At 59.0% G+C, this 25,325-nt stretch carries 30 protein-coding genes; 15 read left to right on the top strand and 15 right to left on the bottom strand.

Annotation, left to right across the window (positions count from 1 at the left end):
• The first annotated feature begins 11 nt into the window (after positions 1 to 11).
• Positions 12 to 308: a hypothetical protein gene (locus tag IE087_RS20080; protein ID WP_189371180.1), complete on the top strand. Its 297-nt coding sequence runs from the start codon at positions 12 to 14 to the stop codon at positions 306 to 308.
• 159 nt (positions 309 to 467) lie between these two features.
• Positions 468 to 1,427, top strand: coding sequence for a hypothetical protein (locus tag IE087_RS20075; RefSeq protein WP_189371179.1), 960 nt, complete (start codon positions 468 to 470; stop codon positions 1,425 to 1,427).
• Positions 1,428 to 1,571: 144 nt separating this feature from the next.
• Here the strand turns inward: IE087_RS20075 and IE087_RS20070 are convergent, their stop codons facing one another.
• From IE087_RS20070 to IE087_RS20050, 5 genes are read right to left on the bottom strand one after another with little or no spacing between them, the layout of a single operon-like run.
• Positions 1,572 to 2,576 carry a LacI family DNA-binding transcriptional regulator gene (locus IE087_RS20070; RefSeq protein ID WP_189371178.1) on the bottom strand — a complete coding sequence of 335 codons (1,005 nt, stop codon included), beginning with the start codon at positions 2,574 to 2,576 and terminating at the stop codon, positions 1,572 to 1,574.
• 3 nt (positions 2,577 to 2,579) lie between these two features.
• A complete protein-coding gene (locus IE087_RS20065; RefSeq protein WP_189371177.1) occupies positions 2,580 to 2,912 on the bottom strand; it encodes an NIPSNAP family protein in 333 nt (110 codons plus the stop codon).
• Entirely contained in the window at positions 2,909 to 3,796 is an 888-nt protein-coding gene (locus IE087_RS20060; RefSeq protein WP_189371176.1) for an NAD(P)-dependent oxidoreductase, read from the bottom strand. The genes IE087_RS20065 and IE087_RS20060 overlap by 4 nt, the downstream gene beginning before the upstream one ends.
• Positions 3,793 to 4,293 (bottom strand): gluconokinase, encoded by a 501-nt coding sequence (locus tag IE087_RS20055; RefSeq protein WP_189371175.1) that lies wholly within the window; start codon positions 4,291 to 4,293, stop codon positions 3,793 to 3,795. Before IE087_RS20055 ends, IE087_RS20060 begins: the two co-directional genes overlap by 4 nt.
• Positions 4,293 to 5,048, bottom strand: a complete 756-nt coding sequence (locus IE087_RS20050) for an SDR family oxidoreductase (RefSeq protein WP_189371174.1) — start codon at positions 5,046 to 5,048, stop codon at positions 4,293 to 4,295. The genes IE087_RS20055 and IE087_RS20050 overlap by 1 nt, the downstream gene beginning before the upstream one ends.
• A 94-nt stretch (positions 5,049 to 5,142) precedes the next feature.
• On the opposite strand from IE087_RS20050, the gene IE087_RS20045 reads away from it, so the two are divergent.
• The 8 genes from IE087_RS20045 to IE087_RS20010 all read left to right on the top strand — a co-directional run bounded on the left by IE087_RS20045 (position 5,143) and on the right by IE087_RS20010 (position 11,515).
• Entirely contained in the window at positions 5,143 to 6,090 is a 948-nt protein-coding gene (locus IE087_RS20045) for a 2-hydroxyacid dehydrogenase (protein ID WP_189371173.1), read from the top strand.
• 11 nt (positions 6,091 to 6,101) lie between these two features.
• Positions 6,102 to 7,130, top strand: a complete 1,029-nt coding sequence (locus IE087_RS20040) for an L-idonate 5-dehydrogenase (protein ID WP_189371172.1) — start codon at positions 6,102 to 6,104, stop codon at positions 7,128 to 7,130.
• A gap of 250 nt (positions 7,131 to 7,380) precedes the next feature.
• On the top strand, positions 7,381 to 8,400 hold the full coding sequence (locus IE087_RS20035) for a Fe(3+) ABC transporter substrate-binding protein (protein ID WP_189371171.1): 1,020 nt from the start codon (positions 7,381 to 7,383) through the stop codon (positions 8,398 to 8,400).
• 324 nt (positions 8,401 to 8,724) lie between these two features.
• Complete coding sequence (gene hemP, locus IE087_RS20030) at positions 8,725 to 8,898, top strand: hemin uptake protein HemP (protein WP_189371170.1); 174 nt, start codon at positions 8,725 to 8,727, stop codon at positions 8,896 to 8,898.
• Positions 8,895 to 9,365: a hypothetical protein gene (locus tag IE087_RS20025; protein WP_189371169.1), complete on the top strand. Its 471-nt coding sequence runs from the start codon at positions 8,895 to 8,897 to the stop codon at positions 9,363 to 9,365. Before hemP ends, IE087_RS20025 begins: the two co-directional genes overlap by 4 nt.
• 32 nt (positions 9,366 to 9,397) lie before the next feature.
• Positions 9,398 to 10,657, top strand: coding sequence for an imelysin family protein (locus IE087_RS20020; RefSeq protein ID WP_189371168.1), 1,260 nt, complete (start codon positions 9,398 to 9,400; stop codon positions 10,655 to 10,657).
• Positions 10,658 to 10,817: 160 nt separating this feature from the next.
• Positions 10,818 to 11,075 carry a DUF1289 domain-containing protein gene (locus IE087_RS20015; RefSeq protein WP_189371167.1) on the top strand — a complete coding sequence of 86 codons (258 nt, stop codon included), beginning with the start codon at positions 10,818 to 10,820 and terminating at the stop codon, positions 11,073 to 11,075.
• A 23-nt stretch (positions 11,076 to 11,098) separates the two neighbouring features.
• Complete coding sequence (locus tag IE087_RS20010) at positions 11,099 to 11,515, top strand: hypothetical protein (RefSeq protein WP_189371166.1); 417 nt, start codon at positions 11,099 to 11,101, stop codon at positions 11,513 to 11,515.
• Between the two features lie 162 nt (positions 11,516 to 11,677).
• Here the strand turns inward: IE087_RS20010 and IE087_RS20005 are convergent, their stop codons facing one another.
• Both IE087_RS20005 and IE087_RS20000 read right to left on the bottom strand, forming a co-directional pair.
• Positions 11,678 to 12,148: a Dps family protein gene (locus IE087_RS20005; RefSeq protein WP_189371165.1), complete on the bottom strand. Its 471-nt coding sequence runs from the start codon at positions 12,146 to 12,148 to the stop codon at positions 11,678 to 11,680.
• Positions 12,149 to 12,255: 107 nt separating this feature from the next.
• A complete protein-coding gene (locus tag IE087_RS20000; RefSeq protein ID WP_229801488.1) occupies positions 12,256 to 12,723 on the bottom strand; it encodes a hypothetical protein in 468 nt (155 codons plus the stop codon).
• A 28-nt stretch (positions 12,724 to 12,751) separates the two neighbouring features.
• Between IE087_RS20000 and IE087_RS19995 the strand changes: the two genes are divergently transcribed.
• The 5 genes from IE087_RS19995 to IE087_RS19975 all read left to right on the top strand — a co-directional run bounded on the left by IE087_RS19995 (position 12,752) and on the right by IE087_RS19975 (position 18,702).
• Complete coding sequence (locus tag IE087_RS19995) at positions 12,752 to 14,275, top strand: di-heme oxidoreductase family protein (RefSeq protein ID WP_189371164.1); 1,524 nt, start codon at positions 12,752 to 12,754, stop codon at positions 14,273 to 14,275.
• 1 nt (position 14,276) lies between these two features.
• Positions 14,277 to 15,245: an imelysin family protein gene (locus tag IE087_RS19990; protein WP_189371163.1), complete on the top strand. Its 969-nt coding sequence runs from the start codon at positions 14,277 to 14,279 to the stop codon at positions 15,243 to 15,245.
• The gene (locus IE087_RS19985; RefSeq protein ID WP_189371162.1) at positions 15,245 to 16,315 is read left to right on the top strand and encodes a DUF1513 domain-containing protein; all 1,071 of its coding nucleotides are present in this window, start codon (positions 15,245 to 15,247) and stop codon (positions 16,313 to 16,315) included. Before IE087_RS19990 ends, IE087_RS19985 begins: the two co-directional genes overlap by 1 nt.
• 11 nt (positions 16,316 to 16,326) lie before the next feature.
• Positions 16,327 to 16,650, top strand: coding sequence for a heme-degrading protein HmuQ (gene hmuQ / locus IE087_RS19980; RefSeq protein WP_189371161.1), 324 nt, complete (start codon positions 16,327 to 16,329; stop codon positions 16,648 to 16,650).
• Between the two features lie 174 nt (positions 16,651 to 16,824).
• Positions 16,825 to 18,702, top strand: a complete 1,878-nt coding sequence (locus tag IE087_RS19975; RefSeq protein WP_189371160.1) for a serine hydrolase domain-containing protein — start codon at positions 16,825 to 16,827, stop codon at positions 18,700 to 18,702.
• 55 nt (positions 18,703 to 18,757) lie between these two features.
• Here IE087_RS19975 and IE087_RS19970 read toward each other — a convergent pair whose 3' ends face one another.
• The 8 genes from IE087_RS19970 to IE087_RS19935 all read right to left on the bottom strand — a co-directional run bounded on the left by IE087_RS19970 (position 18,758) and on the right by IE087_RS19935 (position 25,272).
• On the bottom strand, positions 18,758 to 19,822 hold the full coding sequence (locus IE087_RS19970; protein ID WP_189371159.1) for an energy transducer TonB family protein: 1,065 nt from the start codon (positions 19,820 to 19,822) through the stop codon (positions 18,758 to 18,760).
• Entirely contained in the window at positions 19,819 to 20,205 is a 387-nt protein-coding gene (locus tag IE087_RS19965; protein WP_189371158.1) for an ExbD/TolR family protein, read from the bottom strand. Before IE087_RS19965 ends, IE087_RS19970 begins: the two co-directional genes overlap by 4 nt.
• Positions 20,205 to 20,591, bottom strand: coding sequence for an ExbD/TolR family protein (locus IE087_RS19960; RefSeq protein WP_229801487.1), 387 nt, complete (start codon positions 20,589 to 20,591; stop codon positions 20,205 to 20,207). Before IE087_RS19960 ends, IE087_RS19965 begins: the two co-directional genes overlap by 1 nt.
• Positions 20,584 to 21,237, bottom strand: a complete 654-nt coding sequence (locus IE087_RS19955) for a MotA/TolQ/ExbB proton channel family protein (RefSeq protein ID WP_189371157.1) — start codon at positions 21,235 to 21,237, stop codon at positions 20,584 to 20,586. The genes IE087_RS19960 and IE087_RS19955 overlap by 8 nt, the downstream gene beginning before the upstream one ends.
• Positions 21,237 to 21,668 carry a hypothetical protein gene (locus IE087_RS19950; protein WP_189371156.1) on the bottom strand — a complete coding sequence of 144 codons (432 nt, stop codon included), beginning with the start codon at positions 21,666 to 21,668 and terminating at the stop codon, positions 21,237 to 21,239. The genes IE087_RS19955 and IE087_RS19950 overlap by 1 nt, the downstream gene beginning before the upstream one ends.
• 135 nt (positions 21,669 to 21,803) lie before the next feature.
• Complete coding sequence (locus tag IE087_RS19945) at positions 21,804 to 23,438, bottom strand: ABC transporter ATP-binding protein (protein ID WP_189371155.1); 1,635 nt, start codon at positions 23,436 to 23,438, stop codon at positions 21,804 to 21,806.
• Complete coding sequence (locus IE087_RS19940; RefSeq protein ID WP_189371154.1) at positions 23,435 to 24,301, bottom strand: ABC transporter permease; 867 nt, start codon at positions 24,299 to 24,301, stop codon at positions 23,435 to 23,437. Before IE087_RS19940 ends, IE087_RS19945 begins: the two co-directional genes overlap by 4 nt.
• The gene (locus tag IE087_RS19935; protein ID WP_189371153.1) at positions 24,298 to 25,272 is read right to left on the bottom strand and encodes an ABC transporter permease; all 975 of its coding nucleotides are present in this window, start codon (positions 25,270 to 25,272) and stop codon (positions 24,298 to 24,300) included. Before IE087_RS19935 ends, IE087_RS19940 begins: the two co-directional genes overlap by 4 nt.
• Between the last annotated feature and the right edge of the window lie 53 nt (positions 25,273 to 25,325).

Here is a 25,325-nt window from a genome sequence, read left to right as displayed (position 1 = left end):
GGAGAATTCGAATGAAAAGGTGTATCTGCACTTTATTGGCCGTTTCATTTTTGACTGTCCCGGCGCATGCGTTTGACCGCAAAACAACAGAAGCTCTGCGGTTGTGTCACGATTATCTATGGGAAGTCCCCGAATACGCAGATCTGCCAAACGCTGCGATTTCTGTGTTTCCAGGCGTATTTGACGACCAAAGCATCACCGTGTTCTGGAACATCTATTGGGACGCGCCGACAACTCGTTCAGCCGGCAATTGCACAATTATCAACGGGACATTGGAGGGCTTCGAAGACTATCTGGCACAAGACTAGGATGACTTTCGTGCCATTTTTCAGGAAACCAAGACCCATTGATAGCACAGGCTGTTGCCGGAACATTGGATTCTGCTCCGTGGCGCACATCGGATGAAGCGGTCAGGAAGGTTTTGGATTTCTATTGCGGTCGTAATCGCAGTGGGTGCGACGTGGTTTGTGTCTCGTTCTCTATTGTCGATCCAAGTCCCCAAGGGTGCTGTTGAGGATGCCTCTGTCGCACCAGCCGCTCTGAGAGCATCAGACCTGGAGGAGCGACTTCTTGCGGTTGGCCTGCATCCAACCGGTCAATTGAGTGACCTGGGCGTCGACGATCACTTGGCCCGACTTGCCGCGGGCGAGGTAACCGAGGCGACGTTGACTGCGTATGCGGATGCAATTGAGAAGCTGTCCTTCAAAAGCTCTGAACGCGGGCAACCCCTGCCGCCGACGCTTTGGGACGTCAGCACGCCAGCTTTGCGTGAGGCAGGTTGGAGTGTCTATACACTAACTGAAGCACTGGCATCTGATGCAGGAGCTACGCACATTGGACTTCTGTCTGATGCCTATGCAGCTTTCCTGAAACACCGGCCAAATGCTTTGGACGGTGCTTTGGCACTCCTGCCGCTTGCACGCACTTACGTCGAAACACTGCCCGAGAGCGCGCGTGCGGAACGAGAGCGTCATGCTCAAACTGCCGGGCAGGCCACTCTATTGATCTGGCAGGCGCTGCTGTCGGGCACAAACAGGCACAATCCTTTGACGCACCGACCACTTTGGAGCCACGGCTATGTGGGCCATTTCAGCGTCCCGCATATTCATCAATATGCGACAGGCGAGGGTCTGACGGCGAGCCAGGTCTGGGGTGTCGAGGGTTTTAATCCTGCCTTCGTGGGACCACCCTCCAACAGCAATCAAGTGGAACATTTAGGCATCAGCGCGCTGCTTCAGGGCGTTGCGCATGTCCCGGGCGCAGTCTTGACCACGGTGGAAGCCATTGAGGTTGCGATTGACCATGAAGATCCAGCTGCCGCGATGGCCGACAGGGCATTGAATGGGGTCGTGAGAACGGTTCTCCTTCCTCGGATGGAAGGGGAACCGAACGCGCTGGTCACCGCTTTGATGAACGCACTTCGTTAGAAATTACTTTCCTGCGAGCGAGGGCAACTGGCCTGTCGCACGCGACGGTCCGTGAGCGACTGGAGACGCCGCCAATCAATTTAACCAAACCAAGGCTCAGAAATTGAGCGATCCGACAAGTGACAGCCAATTGCCCCAGTTGGTTCAGCTCGTCTCACCCAACACCAAGGCGGAACCCACATCAGTTCTGATCGGGCCGTCCACCTCATTATCAAAAATTCCGGACAGCAAGGACACAACCTGCCGACCAATGTCCTCGGCGTGGACGTCTACAGTCGTAATCCGAGGATTTGATATTTTGGCCACCTCAAAGTGGCCAAAGCCTGTGATGGCCAAATCGTCAGGCACACGCAGTCCCAGTCGTTGCGCAGCACTGAGACACCCGAAGGCCACCGGATCCGACACACAAACCAGCGCATCATATTGCGCCACATCGCGCCCAAGGGCTTCGATCGCAGCCGCTCCATGACGCATTGAAACTGGTGCCGGACCCGCATCAATCACCGCTACTTCGGGCAACCCGCGGGCGCGCGCCGCCTCAATGGCACCCGAACGGCGAACGGCTCCCCTCATATCAGCCCCCTCAGACGCACCAACAAAGGCCAGCTTGCGCCGTCCTGTTTGGGCCAGATGCTCTACTACATGGTCCATTGCGTCCCCGTTGGAAAAGCCAACAACGTGCCCCAGAGGGTCGACGGGCAAATCCCACATTTCGATTACAGGTAAATCCCGTCCCTGTATCAGTTTGCGTGTCTCATCTGTGTGGTGGCCGCCGGTCAGCACCAGAGCTTCGGGGTTCCGCGTCAACAATTGACGCACCAGTTCCTCTTCGCGCTCAACGCGATAGTTTGTACTGCCCAGGAGCAGTTGCAAGCCCAAGTCGCCCAACCCGTTTGTAAGCGCGCGGAAAGTCTCGGCAAAATTCGCGTTGTTCACGGACGGAAGCGTGACAGCGACAAACCCGCTTTTCTGTGTGCGAAAGGCCTGTGCAGTGCTGTCATAGACATAGCCAAGATCATCTGCGACTTGCCGCACCTTGGCGCGGGTCTTTGCGTTGACGGTGCGGTCGTCACGCAGCGCACGACTGACGGTCATGGGCGACATACCCACAGCCTGCGCCACATCCCGCATGGTGACACGCGCACCCATGACTCACGCCTTGAACGCGTTGAGCTGCGTGACGTGGTGGTGAATGCGCCCGTCGAAGTGCTCCGCCACGATCTCGCCCGTCACATCCCGCGATTGGGCGCGAAAAGGGCTGTCCAAAGCACTCTCCATCGCCGCTTCATCCGGGTAGGTGATGGCAAGGATCAACGGAAATTCCGGCGCGCCTTCATCCCGGTCATCACTGAACATCACGCGGACATCGGTGTTGCCCGGAAACTGAGTCCACAGCGGCACCAACCGTTCTAGCACGACGGCGCGAAAGGCGTCGGTCTGGCCAGGTTTTACCGACCCTTCGAACAGGGCAAATCGCGTGATCATGTCTCAATCTCCTCCTTCGCGCCTTGGAAAAACTCCATCAGGGCGGCTTGATCTTCCCCACCCAACCCGGCGGCGGTCAACATCCGGTGAATTTCAGCGCAGAGGGCGGTCATTGGCATTGACGTGCCGGTCTGCCGTGCCAAATCGTTCACCATGTTCAAATCCTTGACCATGTTGTCGATGCGGCCCGTACGGCGGTAGTCCTTGGTCGCGTACCGGGGCAGATATTCCTGCAACAAAGCCGAATCTGCCCGCCCACCTTTCAACGCTTGCGGAATCTTCTCGGCATCCACACCCGCATCCAGCGCCAATTGCGTGGCCTCTGCCACAGCCATAAAGCCCAACCCACACAGCACCTGGTTGATCAGCTTCGTGGTCTGCCCGGCACCGGACGGCCCCATATGGGTGTAGTTCGACGCCACATGCTTCAGTGCCACATGGGCGCGTTCCACATCTTTGGCCTCACCCCCCGCCATCAATGTCAGTTCGCCAATCAATGCTTTGGGCGCGCCGCCGGACAAAGGGCTGTCCACCCAGGCCAAATCACGCTCTGCGGCCATCTTGGCAAATTTTCGTGTCGCATCCGGTTCGATCGACGACATGTCGATGATTAAAGTTCCGGACTTCGCTCCATCCGCAATCCCGTCCTTGCCAAAGGCAGCAAGACCCACAATGCGCGAGGCATTCAGGCTCGTGATCACGAAGTCCACGTCCTTCGACGCCTCAGCAGCAGAGGCGGCTGCAACCGCACCCTTCTCGACCAGCGCGTCCACCCGCGCCTTGTCCAGGTCAAAAACGTTCAGAGAATTCCCCGTCGCCAAAAGCCGCTCGCCAATGGCGCCACCCATGGCCCCCGCGCCGATCAAGGCAATCTTCTCACTCATATCATCGTCCCCCTCACATAGTCTTCGGACTGTGCGACCACCTGTTCAAAGGGGCGCGCAATGTCGATCTCTCCGCCCCACTCACCGCGACCCAACCGCTCCAGCGTCGCGAATTGACTGTCGAGCAGGGACGCGGGCATGAAATGCCCAGGCCGGTGGGCGACCCGTTGTGCCAATACATCGCGCGGCGCGTCGAGATGCAGGAAATGCACCGGCTCGTTGACGTGCTCGCGAATCCAGTCGCGGTACTTTTTCTTAAGGGCCGAACAACCAATGGCAATGGCACCCTCGTGCTTGGCCAACATCCGCCCCACATCCGCCAACCATGGCGCTCGGTCGTCATCATCCAACGGCACGCCCTGAGCCATCTTGTCGATGTTTTCCTGCGGATGCAGGTCATCGCCGTCGACAAACTCCATGTCACACAGCACCTGCAAAGCCGTCCCTACCGACGACTTCCCGCAGCCTGACACGCCCATCAAAACATAGCACCGCATCAGAGTGACGCCGTGATCCCGCCGTCCACAAACAGCGTGTGGCCGTTGACAAAACTCGACGCGGGCGACGACAGGAAAACGGCTGCGCCCACAAGTTCCTCGACCTGACCCCAGCGGCCGGCAGGCGTACGCTTTTCCAGCCACGCCGAGAATTCCGGGTCCGCCACGAGGGCCGCATTCAAAGGCGTGTCAAAGTACCCCGGCGCGATGGCATTGCACTGCAAGCCATGCTTGGCCCAATCCGTCGCCATCCCCTTTGTCAGGTTCGCAACGGCACCTTTGGTTGCGGTGTAGGGCGCGATGCCCGGACGGGCCAGTGCTGTCTGGACGGAGGCAATATTGATGATCTTACCCGCCTTGCGCCCAATCATGTGCCGCGCCACGGCTTGACCCACGTGAAAGACGCTGGCGATGTTGGTTTGCAACAGCCGTTCGAACGCATCTGCGGGAAAGTTCTCCAACTCTGTCCTGTGCTGCATCCCTGCATTGTTGATCAGGATGTCGATTGCACCTGTAGCAGCTTCAAACCCGTCCACGGCAACGCGCACCGCATCATGGTCGGTCGCATCGAACGCCAACTGATGCACCTTGCCGCCCAAGGCTTCAGCCGCTGTCGCCAGCTTGCCTGTATCGCGTCCGTTCAACACGATCTCGGCTCCCGCGTCCGCCAGCCCTTTGGCCAGCGCAAAGCCGATCCCTTGCGATGATCCAGTGATCAGGGCACGGCGGCCCGAAAGCGAGAAAAGGTCAGACATACGACACTCCGAATTTTGAGGACGGGATTGACGCCCGTCGAATTGTTATCGATAACATGATACCGATAACATCGCGTGTCAACGAGGAATCGCCATGACCAAACCCATCGTCCTTCAAGTCGGCCCCTACCCGGAATGGGATCAGAATCCGCTCGACGCGGCCTTTGACGTAAAGCGCTTGTTCGAAGCGTCCGACGCAACCGCCTTCCTCGCCGAACATGGACCGCAAGTGCGCGCCATCGCCACACGGGGCGAACTGGGCGCAGACGCCGACATGATCACTGCCTGCCCGTCACTGGAACTGATTTCAGTCTACGGCGTGGGCTATGATGCCGTCGATCTCGACGCCTGCAAACCGCGCAACATCCGCGTGACCAACACACCCGACGTATTAACCGAAGACGTCGCAGACCTGGGCGTCGCCATGATGCTGTGCCAATCCCGCGGCATGATCGGGGCAGAGGCTTGGGTGCGCGACGGGTCTTGGGCCGACAAAGGGCTCTACCCACTCAAGCGCCGCGTCTTTGGGCGCAAGGCCGGCATCCTCGGGCTGGGGCGCATCGGGTTCGAGGTGGGCAAACGGCTCGCGGGTTTTGGCATGGACATCGCCTATTCCGACATCGCGGCCAAGGACTACGCCCCTGACTGGACTTATCTCGACAATCCGTTGACGCTGGCGCAACACGCCGATTTCCTCTTTATCACTCTCGCTGCCTCGGCCGAAACAAGGCACATCATAAACAGCGACATCATCGAGGCGGTTGGCCCCGACGGCATGATCATCAACATCTCCCGCGCCTCGAACATTGATGAAGACGCGCTGATTGACGCCCTGCACTCTGGTGCACTTGGGTCCGCCGCCCTCGACGTGTTTGAAAGGGAACCGGCACTCGATCCCCGCTTTCTTGATCTCGAAAACGTGCTGGTGCAGCCGCACCACGCCTCGGGTACAATTGAAACACGCAAGGCGATGGGCCAACTTTTGCGTGATAACCTGACCGCCCATTTCGCAGGCGACGCCCTGCTGACCCCCGTTCTGTGAAAGGCCAGATTATGAAAGTCATCGTTGCCCACGCGGCCAAGGACCTGCGGGTTGAAACCCGTGACATGCCTACGCCCGGCCCGGATCAGGTGCTGGTCAAGATGGCGGCGGGCGGCATCTGCGGCTCGGACCTGCACTACTATAACCACGGTGGCTTTGGCCCGATCCAACTGCGCGAACCGATGATCCTGGGTCACGAGGTTGCCGGACATGTCGAAGCCGTAGGCGACAACGTCATGGGCCTCGACACCGGCGCGCTGGTCGCCGTCTCCCCTTCCCGCCCCTGCGGCACGTGCAAATACTGTGTCGAAGGCCGCCAGAACCACTGCCTGAACATGCGGTTCTACGGCTCCGCCATGCCCTTCCCACACATCCAGGGGGCGTTCCGCGAATACATCGTGGCCGACGCCGCCCAATGCGCCCCCGCAGGTGACCTGAGTGCGGGTGAAGCAGCGATGGCCGAACCCCTCTCGGTTGTTCTGCACGCAGCGAAGCAGGCTGGCGACCTGATGGGCAAACGGGTATTGGTCACCGGATGCGGCCCCATCGGCCTGCTGGCTGTTCTGGTCGCGCGGGCTGCTGGGTCGGTCGAGATCGCCGCAACCGACATCTCGGATTTTACACTGGCCAAAGCCGACGAGGTGGGCGCCGATCACACGATCAACGTTGTAAACATGCCCGAAGGGCTCAGCGAATTCGAAGCGGACAAGGGCCATTTCGACGTACTTTTCGAATGCTCTGGCGTGACCTCTGCACTGGCTTCGGCGGTCCCCGCCCTGCGACCCGGTGCAACTATCATGCAACTGGGTCTGGGCGGTGACATGACATTGCCTATGCAGGCAATGACAGCCAAAGAATTGCAGCTCAAAGGATCCTTCCGCTTTCACGCCGAATTCTTCACCGCTGTCGACATGATGCGCACGGGACGCTTGGACGTTAAACCGCTCATCACACACGCAATGCATGTGGATTCCGCCGTGCAGGCTTTCGAATTGGCGGGTGACCGCACACAGGCGGTGAAAGTCAACATTACCTTCTGACGCGCTCCAGCAGTATTGGGACCGGTCTGCGGCAGGCACGGCCACCACTGGCACCCGAGAATCGTGACGCCATATCTCGGACGCCTCCAGTTTCCCGCATTAAGGGTGTCGACAGCAATGCTGATTGAAAAACTCGGGATTCTGCACTCCAATCCCGACAATTTCACTCGGAAAGTCTTGCTTTCCGCCGGGGCTGCTGTAATTGACTGTTTCTGTAAGATTAAGATCTGTGGGAACAGGGAGTATTTCCATGACTGCTAGAGCCTATTTCGTCACCCTTGCTGCTGCGGCCATTACCGCCACCAGCGCTGCGGCCGAAGGTGAATTGAACCTGTATTCGTCGCGCCATTACGACACCGATGAACGCCTGTATTCGGACTTCACCGAAGCGACGGGCATCACCATCAACCGCATCGAAGGCAAAGCCGACGAGCTGATCGAGCGAATGAAAGCCGAAGGTGCTAACTCGCCCGCAGATATTCTGCTGACCGTCGACACGTCGCGCCTTGAACGTGCCAAAGACGCTGGCGTCTTGCAGTCGATCGACAGCGAAACGCTCGAGGCGCGCATTCCCGCCAACCTACAGGACGGCGACAATCAGTGGTTCGGCTTCAGCCAGCGCGCGCGGATCATTTTCTACGACAAGAACGATGTCGCCAACCCGCCCGCGACCTACGTAGACCTAGCCGACCCTGCCTATAAAGGCCAAGTGTGTCACCGCTCCTCTTCGAACGTTTACTCCCAAACACTGCTGTCTGCCGTGATCCAGAACCACGGCGAAGAAGCTGCCAAAGGCTGGGCGCAGGGTGTGGTCGATAACTTTGCCCGTTCACCCCAGGGCGGTGATACCGACCAGTTGCGCGGCCTGGTGTCTGGTGAGTGCGACATCTCGATCTCGAACACCTACTACTTTGCCCGCGCCATCCGCAAAGACGTCGACGGCCTGCCCGCCGATGCCCGCGCCAACATCGGCTGGGTCTTTCCCGCTCAGAACACTGAAGGCGCGCACATGAACCTGTCCGGTGGCGGCGTTGCAGCAAACGCACCGAACAAGGAAAACGCAATTGCGTTCATGGAGTATCTGGCCAGCGATCAGGCACAGCAATACTTCTCGGCTGGCAATGACGAATACCCCGCCGTTCCGGGCGTAGGTCTCAGCCCGTCGGTTGCGGCCCTCGGCCTGTTCCGCCCGGATAACGTGGATCTGACCGAAGTGGCCAAGAATGTGCCAACAGCTCAGAAAATCTTTAACGAGGTGGGTTGGGAGTAATTCCGCTCACAGGCGAAAAAATGGAGAGGCGCGGCTGTTCACCGCGCCTTTTTCTTTTCTTACAGTAATTGTCAGGATTGACGTATCCGACAAAAACAATCAACATATCTGCAATGAGTCTCAGCCACCCAGTTTTGGGCAGCCCGGACACCGCTGACCCAACAGGAGGTGAGACATGGTGAGACGACACAAAAGCAAACGCGAAGAGGCCCGCAGGTGCTGTGACAAGCCATGCCGCCAAGAACTGCTCATGGGGGCCTTCCTTGGGCTCTACGACTTAGATCAGTGCCTTGAATGCATGCTTGATCATCTGGAGCAGGCGACATGAATGCGATGACACAAGTCCCGAACACAACCACCACACCAGAACCTCAGAAAATCGACACCTACGATGCGCGTGATCTGATCAGGGACGGTGTACAAGCATCCATCGTGCTGGACGGCCAAATCTACTACTTGCGCATCACGCGCGCCGGCAAGCTGATCCTCACAAAATGACCAACCCATACAACGCCCGCGGGGGTGCAGCCGTTGCAGCCCTCAATCGTATGGACGAGTGGGAAGCCAATCTCGTTCTGAATTTGCGACTATGGTGCGAAGGGCCTGCCGGGAAATCCCAAGCACGCCAAGACTACTACAACGCGTTTCAGGAAGCCGAAGCCGATCGCGCGTGGCAGACCTTTGAAAGCCTGCTGAGCAAAATCATCCGCACAGCATCCAGACCCCTCGTCCGACACGAAGTTGGGTGCAATTGTGTTGGATCAGATGAATGCGTCTTTTTGCACCTCGTCCGCACAGCCTCTGATGGGCACCTGAACGACGCAGCGCTCATTGCCACACTGCTTTCAGGGCCGGCACACGCCGAACATATTGCCCTTATGGCTGGAGAAGTCGGCACAGCGATACGGCACATCCACAAACCGTTTTCACCCGCAAACGCGCCCAACGAAGTGCGTCTGCATTAACGCACCAAGAAGAATCTTAAGGGAAGCCACCTATGAAACTAACAATAACAACGGCACTCGGGACAGTGCTATTGGCAGCCGCCCCCGCCATCGCGGACAAAGCTGCTGTTCTCGACAATTATGCAGACATTGCGCTTGCAAAATACAGCGACAGCCTGACAACAGCGCAATCCTTGCTCGCCGCCGTCAATACACTCACGGCAACCCCCTCGGCTGAAGCGCTGGAAGATGCCAAGCAAGCGTGGCTGGCCGCACGCGTGCCCTACCAGCAGACAGAGGTCTATCGCTTCGGCAATGCGATCGTCGATGATTGGGAAGGCAAGGTAAACGCTTGGCCGCTCGATGAAGGGCTGATCGACTATGTCGACGCCTCCTATGGCGGGGCCACGGACGAAAATGAATATGCCGTGCTGAATGTCGTGGCGAACCCGACCTTCACATTGTCGGGCGAGACGGTTGATGCCTCGGACATCACACCGGAACTGCTCGAAGAGGCGTTGCACGAAGCCGATGGTGTGGAATCAAATGTGGCCACCGGCTACCACGCCATCGAATTTCTGCTTTGGGGTCAAGATCTGAATGGCCACGATGCAGGTGCAGGCAACCGCCCCTGGACAGACTACGCCGCGGGCGACGCATGCACAGGCGGGAACTGCGACCGCCGCGCCGACTATCTGACCGCAGCAACGGAGCTGCTGGTGTCCGACCTGGAATGGATGGTGGCGCAATGGCAGGACGGCGGGGACGCTCGCACCCAACTGACCGCAGACGAAAACGCGGGCATCAGCACCATCCTGACCGGCATGGGCTCTCTGTCCTATGGCGAACAGGCCGGTGAAAGGATGCGCCTTGGCGTGCTGTTGAACGATCCCGAAGAAGAGCATGATTGCTTCTCGGACAACACACACAACAGCCACTTCTACGACGCACTGGGCATCCGCAACGTCTATCTGGGCAGCTATACATCCATTGATGGCACCATCGTTTCCGGCGAAAGCTTGTCATCGCTGGTCGCGGCCACCGATGCACGCGTCGATACCGAACTGCGCGCCAAGCTGGATGCAACCATGCTGGAGATGTCGGAAATGAAAACGGCCGCCGAAGCCGGTTTCGCCTATGACATGATGCTTGAACGTGGCAACGATGCGGGCGAGGCCCTGATCATGGGTGCTGTCGACGCGCTGGTGGATCAGACCCGGTCTATCGAACGGGCCGTGGTCGCACTTGGCGTAGACGCCATCGAGTTCGAAGGGTCCGACAGCCTCGACAACCCTGACGCCGTATTCCAGTAACGGCTCCCCGTGGGCGGCAGCGGCGTTCCCTAAATCCCGCCGCGCACAACGCCATCCCCGGATGGCCATTGCGCGCACTGGATGTTTCCGTGTTTCCAGTGCGCGCGTTGCAATTCAAGACCTGAATACCCAGCTCAGCACTGCAACAGCGAGGTTTCCGATGGCAAAGACCCCAAGCCCCTGCATCGACGTGTGCAAGTTCAAACGCGAAGGGCATTGTATCGGCTGTTCCATGACCAAAACTCAGAAATCGATGTTCAAGCAATTGAAAAAGGACAAGCACCGCAAAGCCTTTGTCGAGATGCTGATCGGTCAACAGTCCCGCCTGGGCAAGTACCGCCATTGGGCACCTGAATATTTGCGCAAATGTCTCAAGAAAAAGGTCAAGCCGGTCGCCGCCATCCGGGATGTGGCCTGATCCCTCAACGGGTAGGACAAACCATGCTCCGTCAATTGATTGTTATGAGCGCCCTTTTTGCCAGCCCCGCATTGGCCGACTACCAGCTTGCTCTGACCGATATCGGCAAGCGCGACTACTACTGTACGATCACCGTCGAATTGACGAACCAGACCGAGACGACGCTCACCGAAATCAATGCCTTTTTCCTCAACTATGTCGGAGATACGCAGGTTGGACGCTCCAAGGGGGCGTCCTTCATGAACGTCGCGCCGGGCGCGGTGGCATCCGCCATGTTCGAAACCCCGAACGCCCCTTGCTCTGCCACGGAAACACAGGTGGATAGCTATCAAATGGTGATCGGAGCGTGCCGGATCGACAATGCTTTCGAAGATAAGGCCGTGTGCGTCGATGCCGTAAGGCTCGCCCCGCCATTCAATTCGGTCGTGCCGCTGAACTGAAGCGGGGTTACACACGCCGCCAAAAAAGAAAGGTCAAGCCAACCGCCGCTGTCACGAACGTGGCTTGACCTCCGCTTGGGTCGCTGCCTTGATAACTCGCTGCCGATACGGTGGCTGGGAATCTGGGTGGCGTCCTTTGCCCTTATGCAGATCGCAAGTGGCTTAGGCCAAATGCGACCGCAGGAACCAGGCGAATTTCTCATGCTCTTGACCCCGCGCGATACACAGATCCTCGGTCAGGGTATCGCCATGCTCAGCCGCCAGTTCACCACAGCCCGCCAGAGTAGCAGCCAGAGTTTCCTGAGCTTCCTGCATGATTTTGATCATCTCTTTGTCGGTCGCGTGGCCTTCATGCTCTTTGACCTTGGACCGTGCGATCATACCGGCCAACGTGCCCTCGGCATGGGCATCTATCGCACGAATGCGTTCGGCCAGATCGTCCTGTGCAACAAAATGATCTTCGTAAATCTTCTGAAACAGGTCGTGCAGTGGGCCAAAGGCCATGCCTTTCACATTCCAGTGGAAATTTTGCGCCAACATCGTCGTCACGGCAGTTTCCGCAACCGACTGGTTCAATGCTTCGGCAATCGCGGCGCGTGCGTCAGTGGACAGCGCAACAGCTGTTTGGGTCATCCCTACAATCCTCTTCGATTATGATGCTGGCTTGCACGGTGCTGGCTGGCTTGCCCAATAGTAATTAGGCAACCAGATCAGATAGGCAAGGTATTTTTAGAATTATTCTAAGCCAGAGAAAAAAACTCTGAAATGCGACCCACCAGAAACCGGATCAAACGGCGGTGTTCCGGCAGCACGCGCGACCTCAGTAGAAAGCCGACGCTGGCCTCGTCCCGACGCACTGTAGCTTGGCCAAGCTGTATCAGCCACGTCTCATCAAAAGACATCTCGTGGGTTCCCGGCGCATGCAATCGCGCGGGCTTTCCAACGGCTTGGCTCAAACAGCGCATCAATGCTTCGGCATGGGCGTCTCGCGAAGCGGTGCGGGTCACATGCAACAAGGCGCAGGCTTCGAACAAGTCGGTGCGCGGCTTGGATCGGCACGACATCGACATGAAACGCAAATGATTGATAAAGGCAAATGCCTCGGCTGACACGGGCCGAACGGGCCGCGGCTCAGTCACCATATCCAATCGCAAGGGCACCATGTCGCAGGTCTCTCCAAGGATGCGGGGCATGAATCGCCTCGCCATTATGAATTCCTGAGTATATTTATAAGCTATGAGCAAGATCACAAGCACATTCCCGACTGTACTTGTCGGACTTTTGACTTTTTCCGCCGCTTCAGCGGCCGAACTCACGGACTTGCACCTGCCTGTGATTCCAAGAACGGCTGCCGAGGCCGAGCGTATCGCTGCCGTCACGCAGCCCACAACCGACTTCACAGAAGCCGAACAATTCGAAAACAATCCTGCCGGGGCGGCAACCGTGCGTGTCAGTGACACACGCAACGCGTTCAGTCAGCCATCGGGCAACATCAGCTTTGAAAAGGAACTGGATTTCAAAGTCGGCAACGGCCTGTTCAAAAAGCTGTGGGTGTCGTCGCCTTCGTCCACGCTTGCCTCCGACGGGCTGGGGCCACTCTTCAACGCGCGTTCCTGCCAACGTTGTCACCTGAAAGACGGACGAGGTCATCCACCTGCCGGGCCAGACGACAACGCAACATCCATGCTGATGCGTGTATCCATCCCCGGCGGTGCCTCACCCAAGGACATCGCCGATTACATCGCCACCCAACCCGACCCGAACTACGGCGGACAGATTCAAGATTTCTCCGTCGCGGGGATCGTTGCAGAAGCTAAGCTGCAGATCATTTACACCGAAGAAGTCATCGCGCTCTCGGGCGGCGAAACCGCGTCCCTCCGACACCCCACCTATGACCTCACCAACCTTGGCTACGGGCCGTTGCATCCGGATGCCATGCTCAGCGCGCGCGTGGCGCCACAGATGATCGGGTTGGGCCTGCTCGACGCGATCCCCGCAGCGGACATTCTCGCATTGGCCGATCCGGATGACGCGGATGGCGACGGCATCTCGGGCAAAGCCCAAATCGTCATGTCCACCGCATACGGTGTGCCAATGCTGGGACGCTTCGGCCTCAAGGCGGGCAAGCCTTCTGTCTGGGAACAATCGGCAGGCGCATTTTCCGGCGACATCGGCATTTCAACCACATTGCACCCCGCGGGCTATGGCGACTGTACGGAATCGCAGACCAAATGCCGTACAGCGCCCAACGGCAACACCGCCGCACATGATGATGCCGAGATTGGGGATGTCGGCCTTGAATTGGTGTCATTCTATTCCTCGAACCTTGGCGTCCCTGCCCGCCGCAACATCGACGACCCGCAGGTGCTACGCGGCAAGCAAATGTTCTATGAAACAGGATGCATCTCCTGCCATACGCCGAAACACGTCACCCACAGGCTCGACGGTCAGCCCGAACAAAGCTTTCAACTGATCTGGCCCTATACCGACCTGCTTCTGCATGACATGGGTCCCGGCTTGGCCGACAATCGGCCCGAAGCGCGCGCAAATGGCCAAGAATGGCGCACGCCGCCGCTTTGGGGCATTGGCATGACCGAAACGGTCTCCGGCCACACGTTCTTCTTGCACGATGGGCGTGCCCGCAACCTGTTGGAAGCCATCCTGTGGCACGGCGGCGAGGCCGAGCCACACAAACAGTCGGTGATAAACATGCCACCCCCTGACCGCGCCGCCTTAATTCGTTTTCTTGAAAGCCTCTGACATGCGCTTTGCCCTGATCCTCCCCTTTCTTGCCCTGCCTGCACACGCCGATGTGCAGACAGTCATCAATGACCACATCCTTCCCGGTTACGCACGCCTGGCGGACGAAACCACAGAACTGGCCACCGCAGCCCAGGCAAACTGCGCGCCGGACACGCTGATTTCATCGTTCCATGCCGCCTACGACGCATGGATCAGCATCAGCCATATCCAATTCGGCCCGCTGGAAGATCAGGCGCTCACGCTCTCCATGTCGTTTTGGCCCGACCCCAAGAACAGCACAGGCAAGGCATTGGCGCGCCTCACTTCCGAAGCCGACCCGATCGTGGAAGAGCCCGAAACGTTTGGCGATGTGTCGGCGGCGGCTCAGGGGTTCACCGCGCTCGAACGGATGTTGTTCGAACCTCAACCAGATGCAGACTATGCATGTCAGCTTACGCAGGCCATTGCCGCAGGTCTGGCGCAAAAGGCGGACGACCTGAACACCGCATGGCCTCCATTTGCGGAACTCATGCTGACAGCAGGAGAAGATGGAAACAGCCGGTTCCAAAGCGAGTTGGAGGCACAGCGTACCATCTACACGTCTTTGTCGACCGGCCTGGAATTCTTGCACGATCAGCGACTTGGCCGTCCGTTGGGAACGTATGACCGTCCACGGCCCCGCCGCGCTGAAGCGTGGCGTTCGGAGCGGTCTCTCCGGCATATCGAGTTGCAGCTGGCCGCCTTGGAACGCCTCGCCGCCACAATGACCGACAACAACCTCGTTCCGATCAGCGCGGCCTTCGCCGAAGCCCAAGGTCGGGCAGATGCTTTGAACGATCCCGCACTGGCGGGCGTGGCTGATCCCGCACAACACTTCAAGATCGAGGTGCTGCAACAAGCAGTGCGTGCCGTTCAGGTCGCAGTGATTGACGGCATTGGCACGCCGCTCGGCATCACGGCCGGGTTCAACGCACTCGACGGCGACTGATGCCGTCGCGCCGGGCCTTCCTCGCCGGTCTGACATCGGCTTCGCTCACACCCACTTTGGGGTGGGCAGATGTCGGAAACCCTGTCGCCCTCAGCGCCGCAATGGATCAAAGCGGACGCTACCTGCTGGTTGGGCTCACGACGCAGGGCGATATCGCGTTCCAGGTTCCTCTGCCGGCGCGTGGCCACGCTGCAGCAGCCCATCCGTACGTGGCCGAGGCGGTCGCCATAGCCCGCCGCCCCGGAACATTTGCCAAGGTGGTCGATTGCAGCACCGGCGACATAATCCGAACAATCCGTACACCGACAGGGCGGCATTTCTACGGCCATGGTGCCTTTTCAGATGACGGCACCCTACTCTTCACACCCGAGAATGACATCGCCTCGGGACAGGGCCGCATCGGTATCTGGGACCGAAGCGCAGGGTACAAGCGCATTGGTGAATTTACCTCGGCCGGTATCGGTCCTCACGAAATCCTGCGGCTGCCAAACGGCGCACTTGCCGTTGCAAACGGTGGCATCCATACACACCCTGCAACAGGGCGGACGAAACTGAATATCGACACGATGCGGCCCAACCTCGCAGTGTTCGACACGGACGGAGAGCTGAAGGATTTCGCAGAGGTACCGGACGCCATCCACCACAATTCGCTCCGCCATATTTCCGCCGCGCCAGACGGAACCGTGGTCTGCGGTTTTCAATGGCAGGGCGACCCGTTCGAAGCGCCTTCTCTCGTGGCACTCTACAATGGGAATGGCACCCTGAAACCGGCAGACATGGACGACACAGCCCTGTACCAGTTGGACGGATACATTGGCAGCGTCAGTGCATTTGGGCCCGGGCGCTACGCTGCATCCTCACCGCGTGGCGGTCTGGCCTTTCAGTTCGACGCATCGGGCCAGCAAATCGGCACCTACCGGGCACACGACGTTTGCGGCCTGTGTGCCACGCCGGATGGGTCATGCCTCGTGACGGACGGCACGGGCCAGGTCCATGCTTTGGTCGGTGATAGGCTCATCCACCGCACCACGCACAGGCTCGCTTTTGACAACCACCTGACAGCAATCTGAAAGGACCGCCCATGTACATCGCAATGAACCGCTTTACCGTCGCCAAGGCCAACGCTGACGCGTTCGAGGTGCTCTGGCTTGGGCGCGATAGCCATTTGAAAACCATGGACGGCTTTGTCGAATTCCAGATGCTCAAAGGCCCTGAAAAGGAGGACGGTACGCGGCTTTATGCCTCGCATACGGTTTGGTCGTCAGAAGAGGCGTTTCGCGCATGGACCAGATCAGATGCGTTCCGCGCGGCGCACAAGGACGCAGGCAGCACGGCCAAGCTGCATGAAGGGGCACCGACATTCGAAGGCTTTTCTGTAATTCAGGAGATCTCCGCAGATGCCTAGAAGACAGCGCCAGCTTTGAAGCTTTGGTTATGTGCGGCGATACGCGCGTGAAGAAAGCTCGGTTGGCCGCTTGGATGCACTAAAAAAATATCGGACAGTCACCTATATTGGTAACAGTCGACTTTATCAAAATACTTTTTTTCAAACACCTCCGTACACAATGGATTTTGTGACATGATTCACCAACTTCGGCAGAGTGCTCTGTCTGTTGTCCGCCGCCTTTTGTTGATCACGCTTGTTTGCGCCAGTTCCAAGGGTGTTGCCTCCCCTGACGGCCATTGGCATGAGACGCTGAATGGCTTTGCGGATGGCTTGATAACGACAGGTCTGGATCAGGACGCCGTTGCAGGGGCGGTCTTGGTTGTGGTCTCGGGCAATGACGTGATCCTGTCGCGCGGCTACCGGCTTTCGGATGCCCGAACCGGACGTATCATGACCACCGACACAGACATCATCCCGCTGGCGTCGGTGACCAAGGTTTTCACCGCTTTGGCCATTCTGCAATTGGCTGAAGACGGGCGCTTGTCATTGGACGACCCCATTGCTCGCCATCTGCCCGGATTGGAGCTGGCCCAGAAGTACGGGGACATCAGCATCGCCCACCTTCTCAGCCATGCAGGCGGGCTCGAAGAACGGTACTCCGGGTATTTCGCCGAACACGACACCACAACAGCCGTTGAACATATTTCAAGTGTCCTCCCGCGGCAGGTCCGACCGCCGGGCGATGCCATCGCCTATTCGAATGCCAGCTATGTCCTGCTGGGCGAGATCATTTCTCAGACCTCGGGCCAGCCATTCGAAAGATACATTACCGATACGATCCTTTCCCCACTGGGTATCGAGACCTCACGCTTTATGCATGAACCGTCCGAGATCAGGGGCACCAGCCCGTTCCACGTTTGGGATGCCGGTCGCTACGTCGCCATTGATGCCGCGCCATTCCCAGCGATCCACCTCAGCTCGGGTGGTCTCGCGCTTTCAGCCGACGCCATGGGACATGTCATGCAGCGCCTGCTTGACCTGAAAGCACAGGACGGGCCTCTGTCTTCGGCGGCAATCGGCAACATGTACCGACCAGCCTGGCCGGACAGCCCGCAATTTTCCGGACGTACACTTGGGTTTTGGACCGAAAAATGGGCCGGTCACACCGTCTACCACCACGGCGGCACACATTTTGGATTCCACACGAATATGGTGCTTGTGCCATCTCTCGACCTTGGGTTCTTCATCGCTGCAAACGGGCGAAGTGGCAGCGCGCTGATGGGCTTGCCGCGCCGTGCAATCAGGGAAGTGATTGCGCCGGACGAACGACCAAAGGCAGCACGGTCCGAATGCACTGCAGAGTGCCTGGATGAATACACGGGCCGTTTCATTACCACCCGCCGCAATAAGACCGGTTTGGATCGCCTGCACGCCCCCAATGCCCATAAAATGGGGGTACAAACCACTGAGAACGATGCACTTCTTATGTCGGGTCTTGGCTTTTCCCGGCTGTTCCACGCAACGGGGCCTGACCAGTTTGAAACGCCGGAAGGCGATTTCTGGCTTGGGTTCTCCCGCAATGCATCGGGTGAGGTGACAAAGGCATATCTAAGTGGCGGCATGCACACATTCGACCGCATGACCTTCTGGGATGATGTTGGCTCACTGCACTCTGCACTTTGGACCGCGCTCGCCGGGGCGCTCATGTGTTTGATTGGTGCCATGGGGACTTGGCGTTCAAGACGCCGCGTGGTTGGCATGCCGGTGTCTATGTCCATCAGCTGGTTCGCAGGAAGCGCGATTTGCACCGCGATCCTTGCGTGGGTCTGGCACGGTTCGAACCTGTCTGCGCAACCCTCAGCCGGCCTTGAGCTTTGGAGTTTGACCGGCCTCTATGCGGTGGGCCTTGTGTCGCTGCCCGTGGCAGCGTTCTGGGCACTTCGCCTCGCGCGATCTTCAGACACGGCGCGCATCGAACAGCTTGCGGTCCTTGCCGCTCTTCCCCTGTTTAGCTGGGCGCTGCTTGCCGCATGGAAATGGAACCTTCCGACCGCCGCCCTGACTTGGTAGCCGCTCGACGACCCGTCCACACTTGCAAAGGGCAGCGACGGCCACTTCGGCAGTGTCAACGACCTTTGATCTGGATACTGAAGGACCGCTGCGCCCCCGGTGGCGGCGCCGGAAATGGCGCAGCGCCTCGGATCACCTGCATCGCTGCGTTGTCCAGATCGCGAGAGCCGGAACTACGCGCCACCGACACAGCACTCAATCCACCGTTCGATGCAATGCGAAAGCTGACTGTGGCCACACCGCGGTCCCCAACCCTCGGACGGCGCGCACGCTGAAGCTTGCGCATGATTTCGCCGGGATAGTTTGATGCTGCGGCGGTGCCTGCCCGCGCGGCAACCGCGTTTCCTGTGGCCTTTGGCGCAGCACGCGCCGCGGTCCCGTCGGCTGCACCGGCACGCGCATTGGTTTGCGCCTGATTGCCGCGCGGCACCTCACGTTCAGGGGTTCGGCTTGCCGTTTGCTTCGTTTGACGCGGCGCGGGTGGCGGGTCATTCGGCTTGTTGCGGTCCTCAAAAGCACGGCTGCGAACCTTGGGTCTCCGCGATTGTGCCAGGTCAATCTGATCGGTTTCGTCGGCTGTCAACGTGTCAAGCGGTGCGACTGCCTCGGTCGGCACACGCGCGGCTGGTTCAACCGGCGAAAGTGGCTGAAGCATTGTCAACCGCTCGGGTGTCATCAATGGTTCGGACACCGAAGGCGTCATCTGAAGGGTGGGCGTTGGAACCTGCGCCATTTCGGGCACCACCGCGCTGGCAGTTGTCTGATCCGGTTCAGCGCGCGGCGGTAAATTTTTTGTGCCTTGCTCTTCAACGCGCGCGTCTGTGTCGGCGGACTGTATCATTTCTGGCGGTGTCGGATCGACCGTGTCGTCAATCGGCTCTGATGTTTCGGTCGTGTCTTCAACGTTGACCGGCTCGGTGACTTCGGTCGTTTCAACCCCGGTCAACGTGCCTTGCGCAAGATCAGCAAAAGCGCTGCCAAGCGAAGCCTCGGTCGCGCCGGCTTGTCCGCCGTCCATCTGGACGGGTTGGACCAGATCAAGGCGCACCAACCCACCTAAGTGAAAGACGGCAGCCAAAACAACAGTCACAACCGCCACGGTGCGAGATGCAGCAATCATTCCAGCCCCCGCTCGGTCACGATGATCACTTTGCCTGCACCGGCGCGGCGTAGGTCCCGACCCAGCGACACCAGTTGGGCTGCAGACAGTTCCCGATCCGGCACAATCCGCACTTCCTTACGTGCTTCGGGATCAAGGCTGGACATATAAGCACCGGCATCCACCTGATCTGTGCCCCGAAAGCTCAGTACCCCATCCGCATGGACAACAAGCGCATCCGGCGGTGGCCGTCCCTCCAGATCGGACGTGCTGACAAGGGCCAGTTCCCGATCAAGCGGGGGCGACAACGTGCCTGCGACCATAAAGAAAACCAACATCAAGAACACGATGTTGATCAGGGCTATCGTCGGCTCTCGCTTGAACCTTGGGGCACGGCTGCGCATCAGGCGTCTCCCAGCACGGTAACCTGCAAACCCTGCACCGCGCGCAAGACAACCAACAGATCGGTCAGCCGCTGTGCGGTGACCCCGGACTGCAAACTGACGATCAGCGGCTGGATCTGGGTGCCAGGGATAGTGTCACGCAAAGACACCTCAAGAAGGTCAATCCCAACACTTTCACCGTTCAACGCCAGCATCTCCTCACCGACTTGCAAAAACAGCGGCGGCACACTTGCCGGCGCTGCAGCCTGCCCAGTTTCTCCGGCGGTCAACTCGACCTCAGCAAATTTCGAAAAGGTCGATGTGAGCATGAAGAACAGCAGCAGCAGAAAAATCACGTCGATCAGCGACGTCATCGACAACCGCCGCACGCGTCGTGTTCTAGCCATGGGCGGGTATCATGTTCGGGACCGGTTCGGATGCATCAGCGCGATTGGCAGGCGCAAGAGCTGTCAGAACGAAGGTGTCGGCCACCACCCGCTCCGCCTCCATCCGGGCCTCAAACCAGGACAGCAATATGGCGGTCGGCATGGCGACAACCAAGCCAACGGCTGTCGTCAAAAGTGCCACCCATATCCCGCCAGCCAGAATTGACGGGTCCACCTGTGCCCCGGCAGCCTGCAACGACTGGAAGGCCTCGATCATCCCCAGAACAGTACCAAACAACCCCAGCAGTGGGGCCAGTTGTGCCACGGAATCCAGGTATCGAAATCCCCGCTCCAACCGGGAAAAACGCTCTTCCGCCATGGCCAGCAAACGGTCCTTGTCCCGCCTTTCAAATGCCGCAGCCACAACAGGTGCCAGATAGCTCTTTGAGTGTTCAAGGGCGGTCCGCGCGCTTGTCCGATCGCCCGCGTCCCAAGCTGCCACAGCCGTGCGCAACGCGGCATGGTGACCCACATGCGCCACCGAAAACTGCCACAGTTTGTAAAGAACAACGGCAAGGGTGACGACCGACACCCCGATCAGCACCATGACCACGGGACCGCCCAGATCGAACACAGCCATCAATTGTTCAAAGATCGCATCCAACATCAGCCCAGCACCTCGATCTCGACCCGGCTCGACGGCAGCAGGCCTTTGGCGCAGTCCTGCTGCGCCAGACCGTCCGACGCGCAGGTATGCAAACCATTGAACAGCACCCGGCCCAAACCGTCACAGGTCAGGTCCGGCACCGCAAATTGACGGACACGCGGGCGGCCCACCGGCAAGGCTCCAAAGTCAAACAAGGTCAACCGGTCGACACTGCCAGCGGCATCAAACAGCACGGTCTCGTAAACAAGCTTTTCAATATCAACAGGATGGCCGTTGGTGACCATGAAGGTCAGGGTACAGGCCCCCTCCCCGTCTGACACCGTATTCAACTCGACAGCCACCTTTCCGGTCACATCGGTTTCCTGAGCCGCGCCAGCCATGGGCGCAACTATCAAGATCAATGCCAAAAGACGTGCAAACGTCGTCCCCATGTCATGCTCCTTGGTCGAGAGGAAGGGCTGACCTGGCAAGCGGCTGGGGACCCGGGTTACAGTCTTAAAACCACTAATATAGACGCGCTGCAATACCTGATTAAAACACTCGGCGAGCGGGGCGATTACAACCGGTCACGGCGCAGGATGTTCTATCACGCTCTCCACGGATGGAACGGCGGCCAACAGGTTCCGCGTGTAATCTTGCTGCGGTGACGCAAAAACGGCGTTGCGCGTCCCGTATTCAACGATATCACCCATATACATGACCGCCACGTCATCACACATCTGCTGCACAACGCCCAGATCATGGCTGATGAACAGATAGGTCAGATCAAGGTCCCGCTGCAGGTCTTTCAACAGGTCCAGGATCTGGGCCTGTATGATCACATCAAGGGCTGAAACCGCCTCATCACAGATGATCAGGCTGGGATTGGTCGACAGCGCCCGCGCGATGCTGATCCGTTGCCGCTGACCGCCCGAGAACTGATGCGGAAAAAGATGCATCTGTGCCGGTTCCAGCCCCACCTGTTCGAACAACTCCGCCACGCGCGCATCGCGCTGTGCCGCGGGCAGATTGCCTAGGTTGTCCATGGGTTCACGCACAATGGCACCCGCCCGCAGACGCGGGTTCAGCGACGAATAAGGGTCCTGAAAGATCACCTGCACATTTGCGCGCGCCTGCCGCAACGCCTCACCTTCGAGCGTCAGCATATCCGTTCTGTCCAGTGTCACATGCCCAGCCTGCGCCGCCACCAGCCGCGCCACCGCAAGGGCTGCCGTGGTTTTGCCCGACCCACTTTCCCCTACGATGGCCAGCGTCTTGCCCCGCTCCACATCAAAGCTGATGCCATTCACGGCGGTGAACATCTCGCGCTTGCCCCAGCGTTTCTTCACCGGGAACTGCACCGTGAGGTCACGGACACTCAAAAGCGGCTGATCGACCTGCGCCGCGACTTCGCTTTCATCGCGCGTCTCTGGCGTCAGGTGCGGCACGCTCGCGATCAGCGACTTCGTGTAGTCATGCTGCGGGCGATTGATCAGATCGGTCACGGTGCCATCCTCGACCTTTTCACCTTTGAGCATGACAACTACCCGGTCAGCCATTTCTGCAACCACACCCATGTCGTGGGTGATCAGGATCGTCGCAGTCTTGGTTTCCTTCGCCAGCTCGCGCATCAAGTCAAAGATTTCGGCCTGCACCGTCACGTCAAGTGCCGTGGTCGGCTCATCAGCGATCAGGATCTTGGGCCGACACGCCAGGGCCATGGCGATCATCACGCGCTGGCGCTGGCCGCCAGACATCTCGTGCGGATATGTGCCCGCACGGCCCTTGGCGTTGGGAATGCGCACGGCATCCAGCAGATCAACGGCATTGGCCCAGGCCTGCGCGGCACCTTGGTTCTGGTGATGGCGCAACACCTCTGCAATCTGTTCACCCACGGTATAGACGGGGTTGAGAGACGTCATGGGCTCCTGAAAGATCATGCCGATCTGGTTGCCCCGGATGCGACGCAGGGCAGCGTCCTCCATCTGCGTCATGTCCTGTCCTTCGAACATGATCCGACCGGCGGCGACACGACCAATGCGGGGGAGCAGTCCCATAACGGCAAGGGCAGTCATGGATTTGCCACTGCCGGACTCGCCGACGATGCTCAGCGTCTCACCGGGGTTCAGCCATAGCGATAGATCATCAACAACCGGCACCATCCCGCCCCGCGTGGCCAACTCGATACGCAGGTTTTCGACAGAAAGAAGCGGTGCGCTCATCGTTCCCTCAGCTTTGGGTTCAGGGCGTCGTTCAGGCCATCGCCCACAAGGCTGATCGCCAGAACGGTGATGAAGATGGCGATGCCCGGCACGGTAACGGTATAACTGGCGTCGAGGATGTACTGCCGGTTCGACCCGATGATCTGGCCCCAACTGGCCACGTTCGGGTCCGTCAGACCCAGAAAGCTCAAGCCCGCCTCGAACAGAATGGCCGAGCCAACCATGAGGGCCGCCTGCACGATGATAGGTGGCAGCGCGTTGGGCAGGATCACCCGGAACATCAACCCGCCATTGCGCACACCCCCGGCGCGGGCGGCAGTGACATATTCCAGCTCGCGGATACGCAGGAACTCGGCCCGTGTGATCCGCGCCACGGCAGGCCAGCTGACAAGGCCAATGGCAATGGTGATCATCAGCAGCGACGCGCCAAACAGGGCCACGATGACCATCGAAAACAAAAGCGTCGGCAGGACCTGAAAGAACTCGGTCAGGCGCATCAGCACCTCTTCGACCCAGCCACGATAGAACCCGGCAAGCGCACCAATGGTGATGCCGATGGTGACAGTGACAAAGGCCGCCGCCAGACCGACCGTCAGCGACACCCGCGCACCATGGATCAGCAATGACAGCAGGTCCCGGCCCAGATAGTCGGTGCCAAACAGATACCCTTCGGTCCCCGGCGGGGTGAACGGGGCCCAGACCATGTCAAACGGGTTGCCAGAGTACAGCACCGGCCCGAGGATCGCCACAGCAACAATGGCAAGCAGAATGACCAGCCCCGCCACCGCCGCATGATTGCGCCGAAACATCTCGAACGCTTCGGCAAAGGGCGACCGGGCCTTGAGGTGCGTTTGCTCGCTCATGCCTTCCCCCTGACCCGCGGATCAATCAGGCGCAGCACAAGGTCCGTCAGCAGGTTGCCAACAATCACCACAAGCGCGGAGAAAAACAGGATACCCAAAATCGTCGGCGTGTCCCGCGCGAGGATAGAGGTCAATGCAAGTTGCCCCAGCCCCGGCCATGAAAACACCGTTTCGACCAGCACAGCGCCCGAGATCACAGCAGAAAACTGCAAACCAGCCAGCGTCACAACGGGCGGCAGCGCATTCTTCAGCGCATGTTTCATGGTCACGTCACGCGGCGACAGCCCCTTGGCCTTGGCCGTGCGGACATAGTCGGACCCCAGTACCTCAAGCATCGAAGCCCGGCACAGCCGCGAATAAAGCGCGATGAAGATCGACCCAAGCGTCAGCATCGGCAGCACAAGATGGTGCGCAACTGACAAGGCTTGTGGAAGGAAGCCCTCAACCGTCACATCCCGCATCCCGGCGACCGGGAACAAAGGAATTTTCAGAGAAAAGGCGATCAGCAGCAGGATGCCGGTCCAAAACACGGGCGCGGCATAGCCGAACAGCGCAAAGAGCGTGACGATATGGCTGAGGATGCCGTTTGGGCGCTGCGCTGCGAACACCCCCAACAGGATACCCACCACAAGCGCAAAAATCTGCGCTGAAAAGACCAGAAGCAGCGTGGCAGGCAAACGCTCAAAGATCATCTCGGTCACGGGGCGGTTGTAGAAATACGATTGCCCCAGATCGAACTGGAACACCCGCCAGACATAATTGCCCAACTGCACGATGACGGGCTGATCCAACCCGTATTCAGCCCGGATTTGAGCCACCAGTTCGGCGCTGGCCCCGCCCATATCAGCGGCAATGGTGTCCACCACATCGCCCGGCGCCAGATTGATCATGGTGAAATTCAGCACCAGGACAGCCAGCAACAGCAGCAACCCGTAAAGGGTGCGTTGCGCCAGTACGACCAGAAATCCCATGCACCACCACCTCAATAAAAACCTGCCCCGGGGATCGGGGCAGGAAGGTCTTT

Source organism: Tateyamaria omphalii (assembly GCF_014651375.1).
Lineage (GTDB): Bacteria > Pseudomonadota > Alphaproteobacteria > Rhodobacterales > Rhodobacteraceae > Tateyamaria > Tateyamaria omphalii.
Note: the sequence above shows the minus strand (reverse complement) of the source record. Positions and strands in the feature narration are given on the sequence as shown.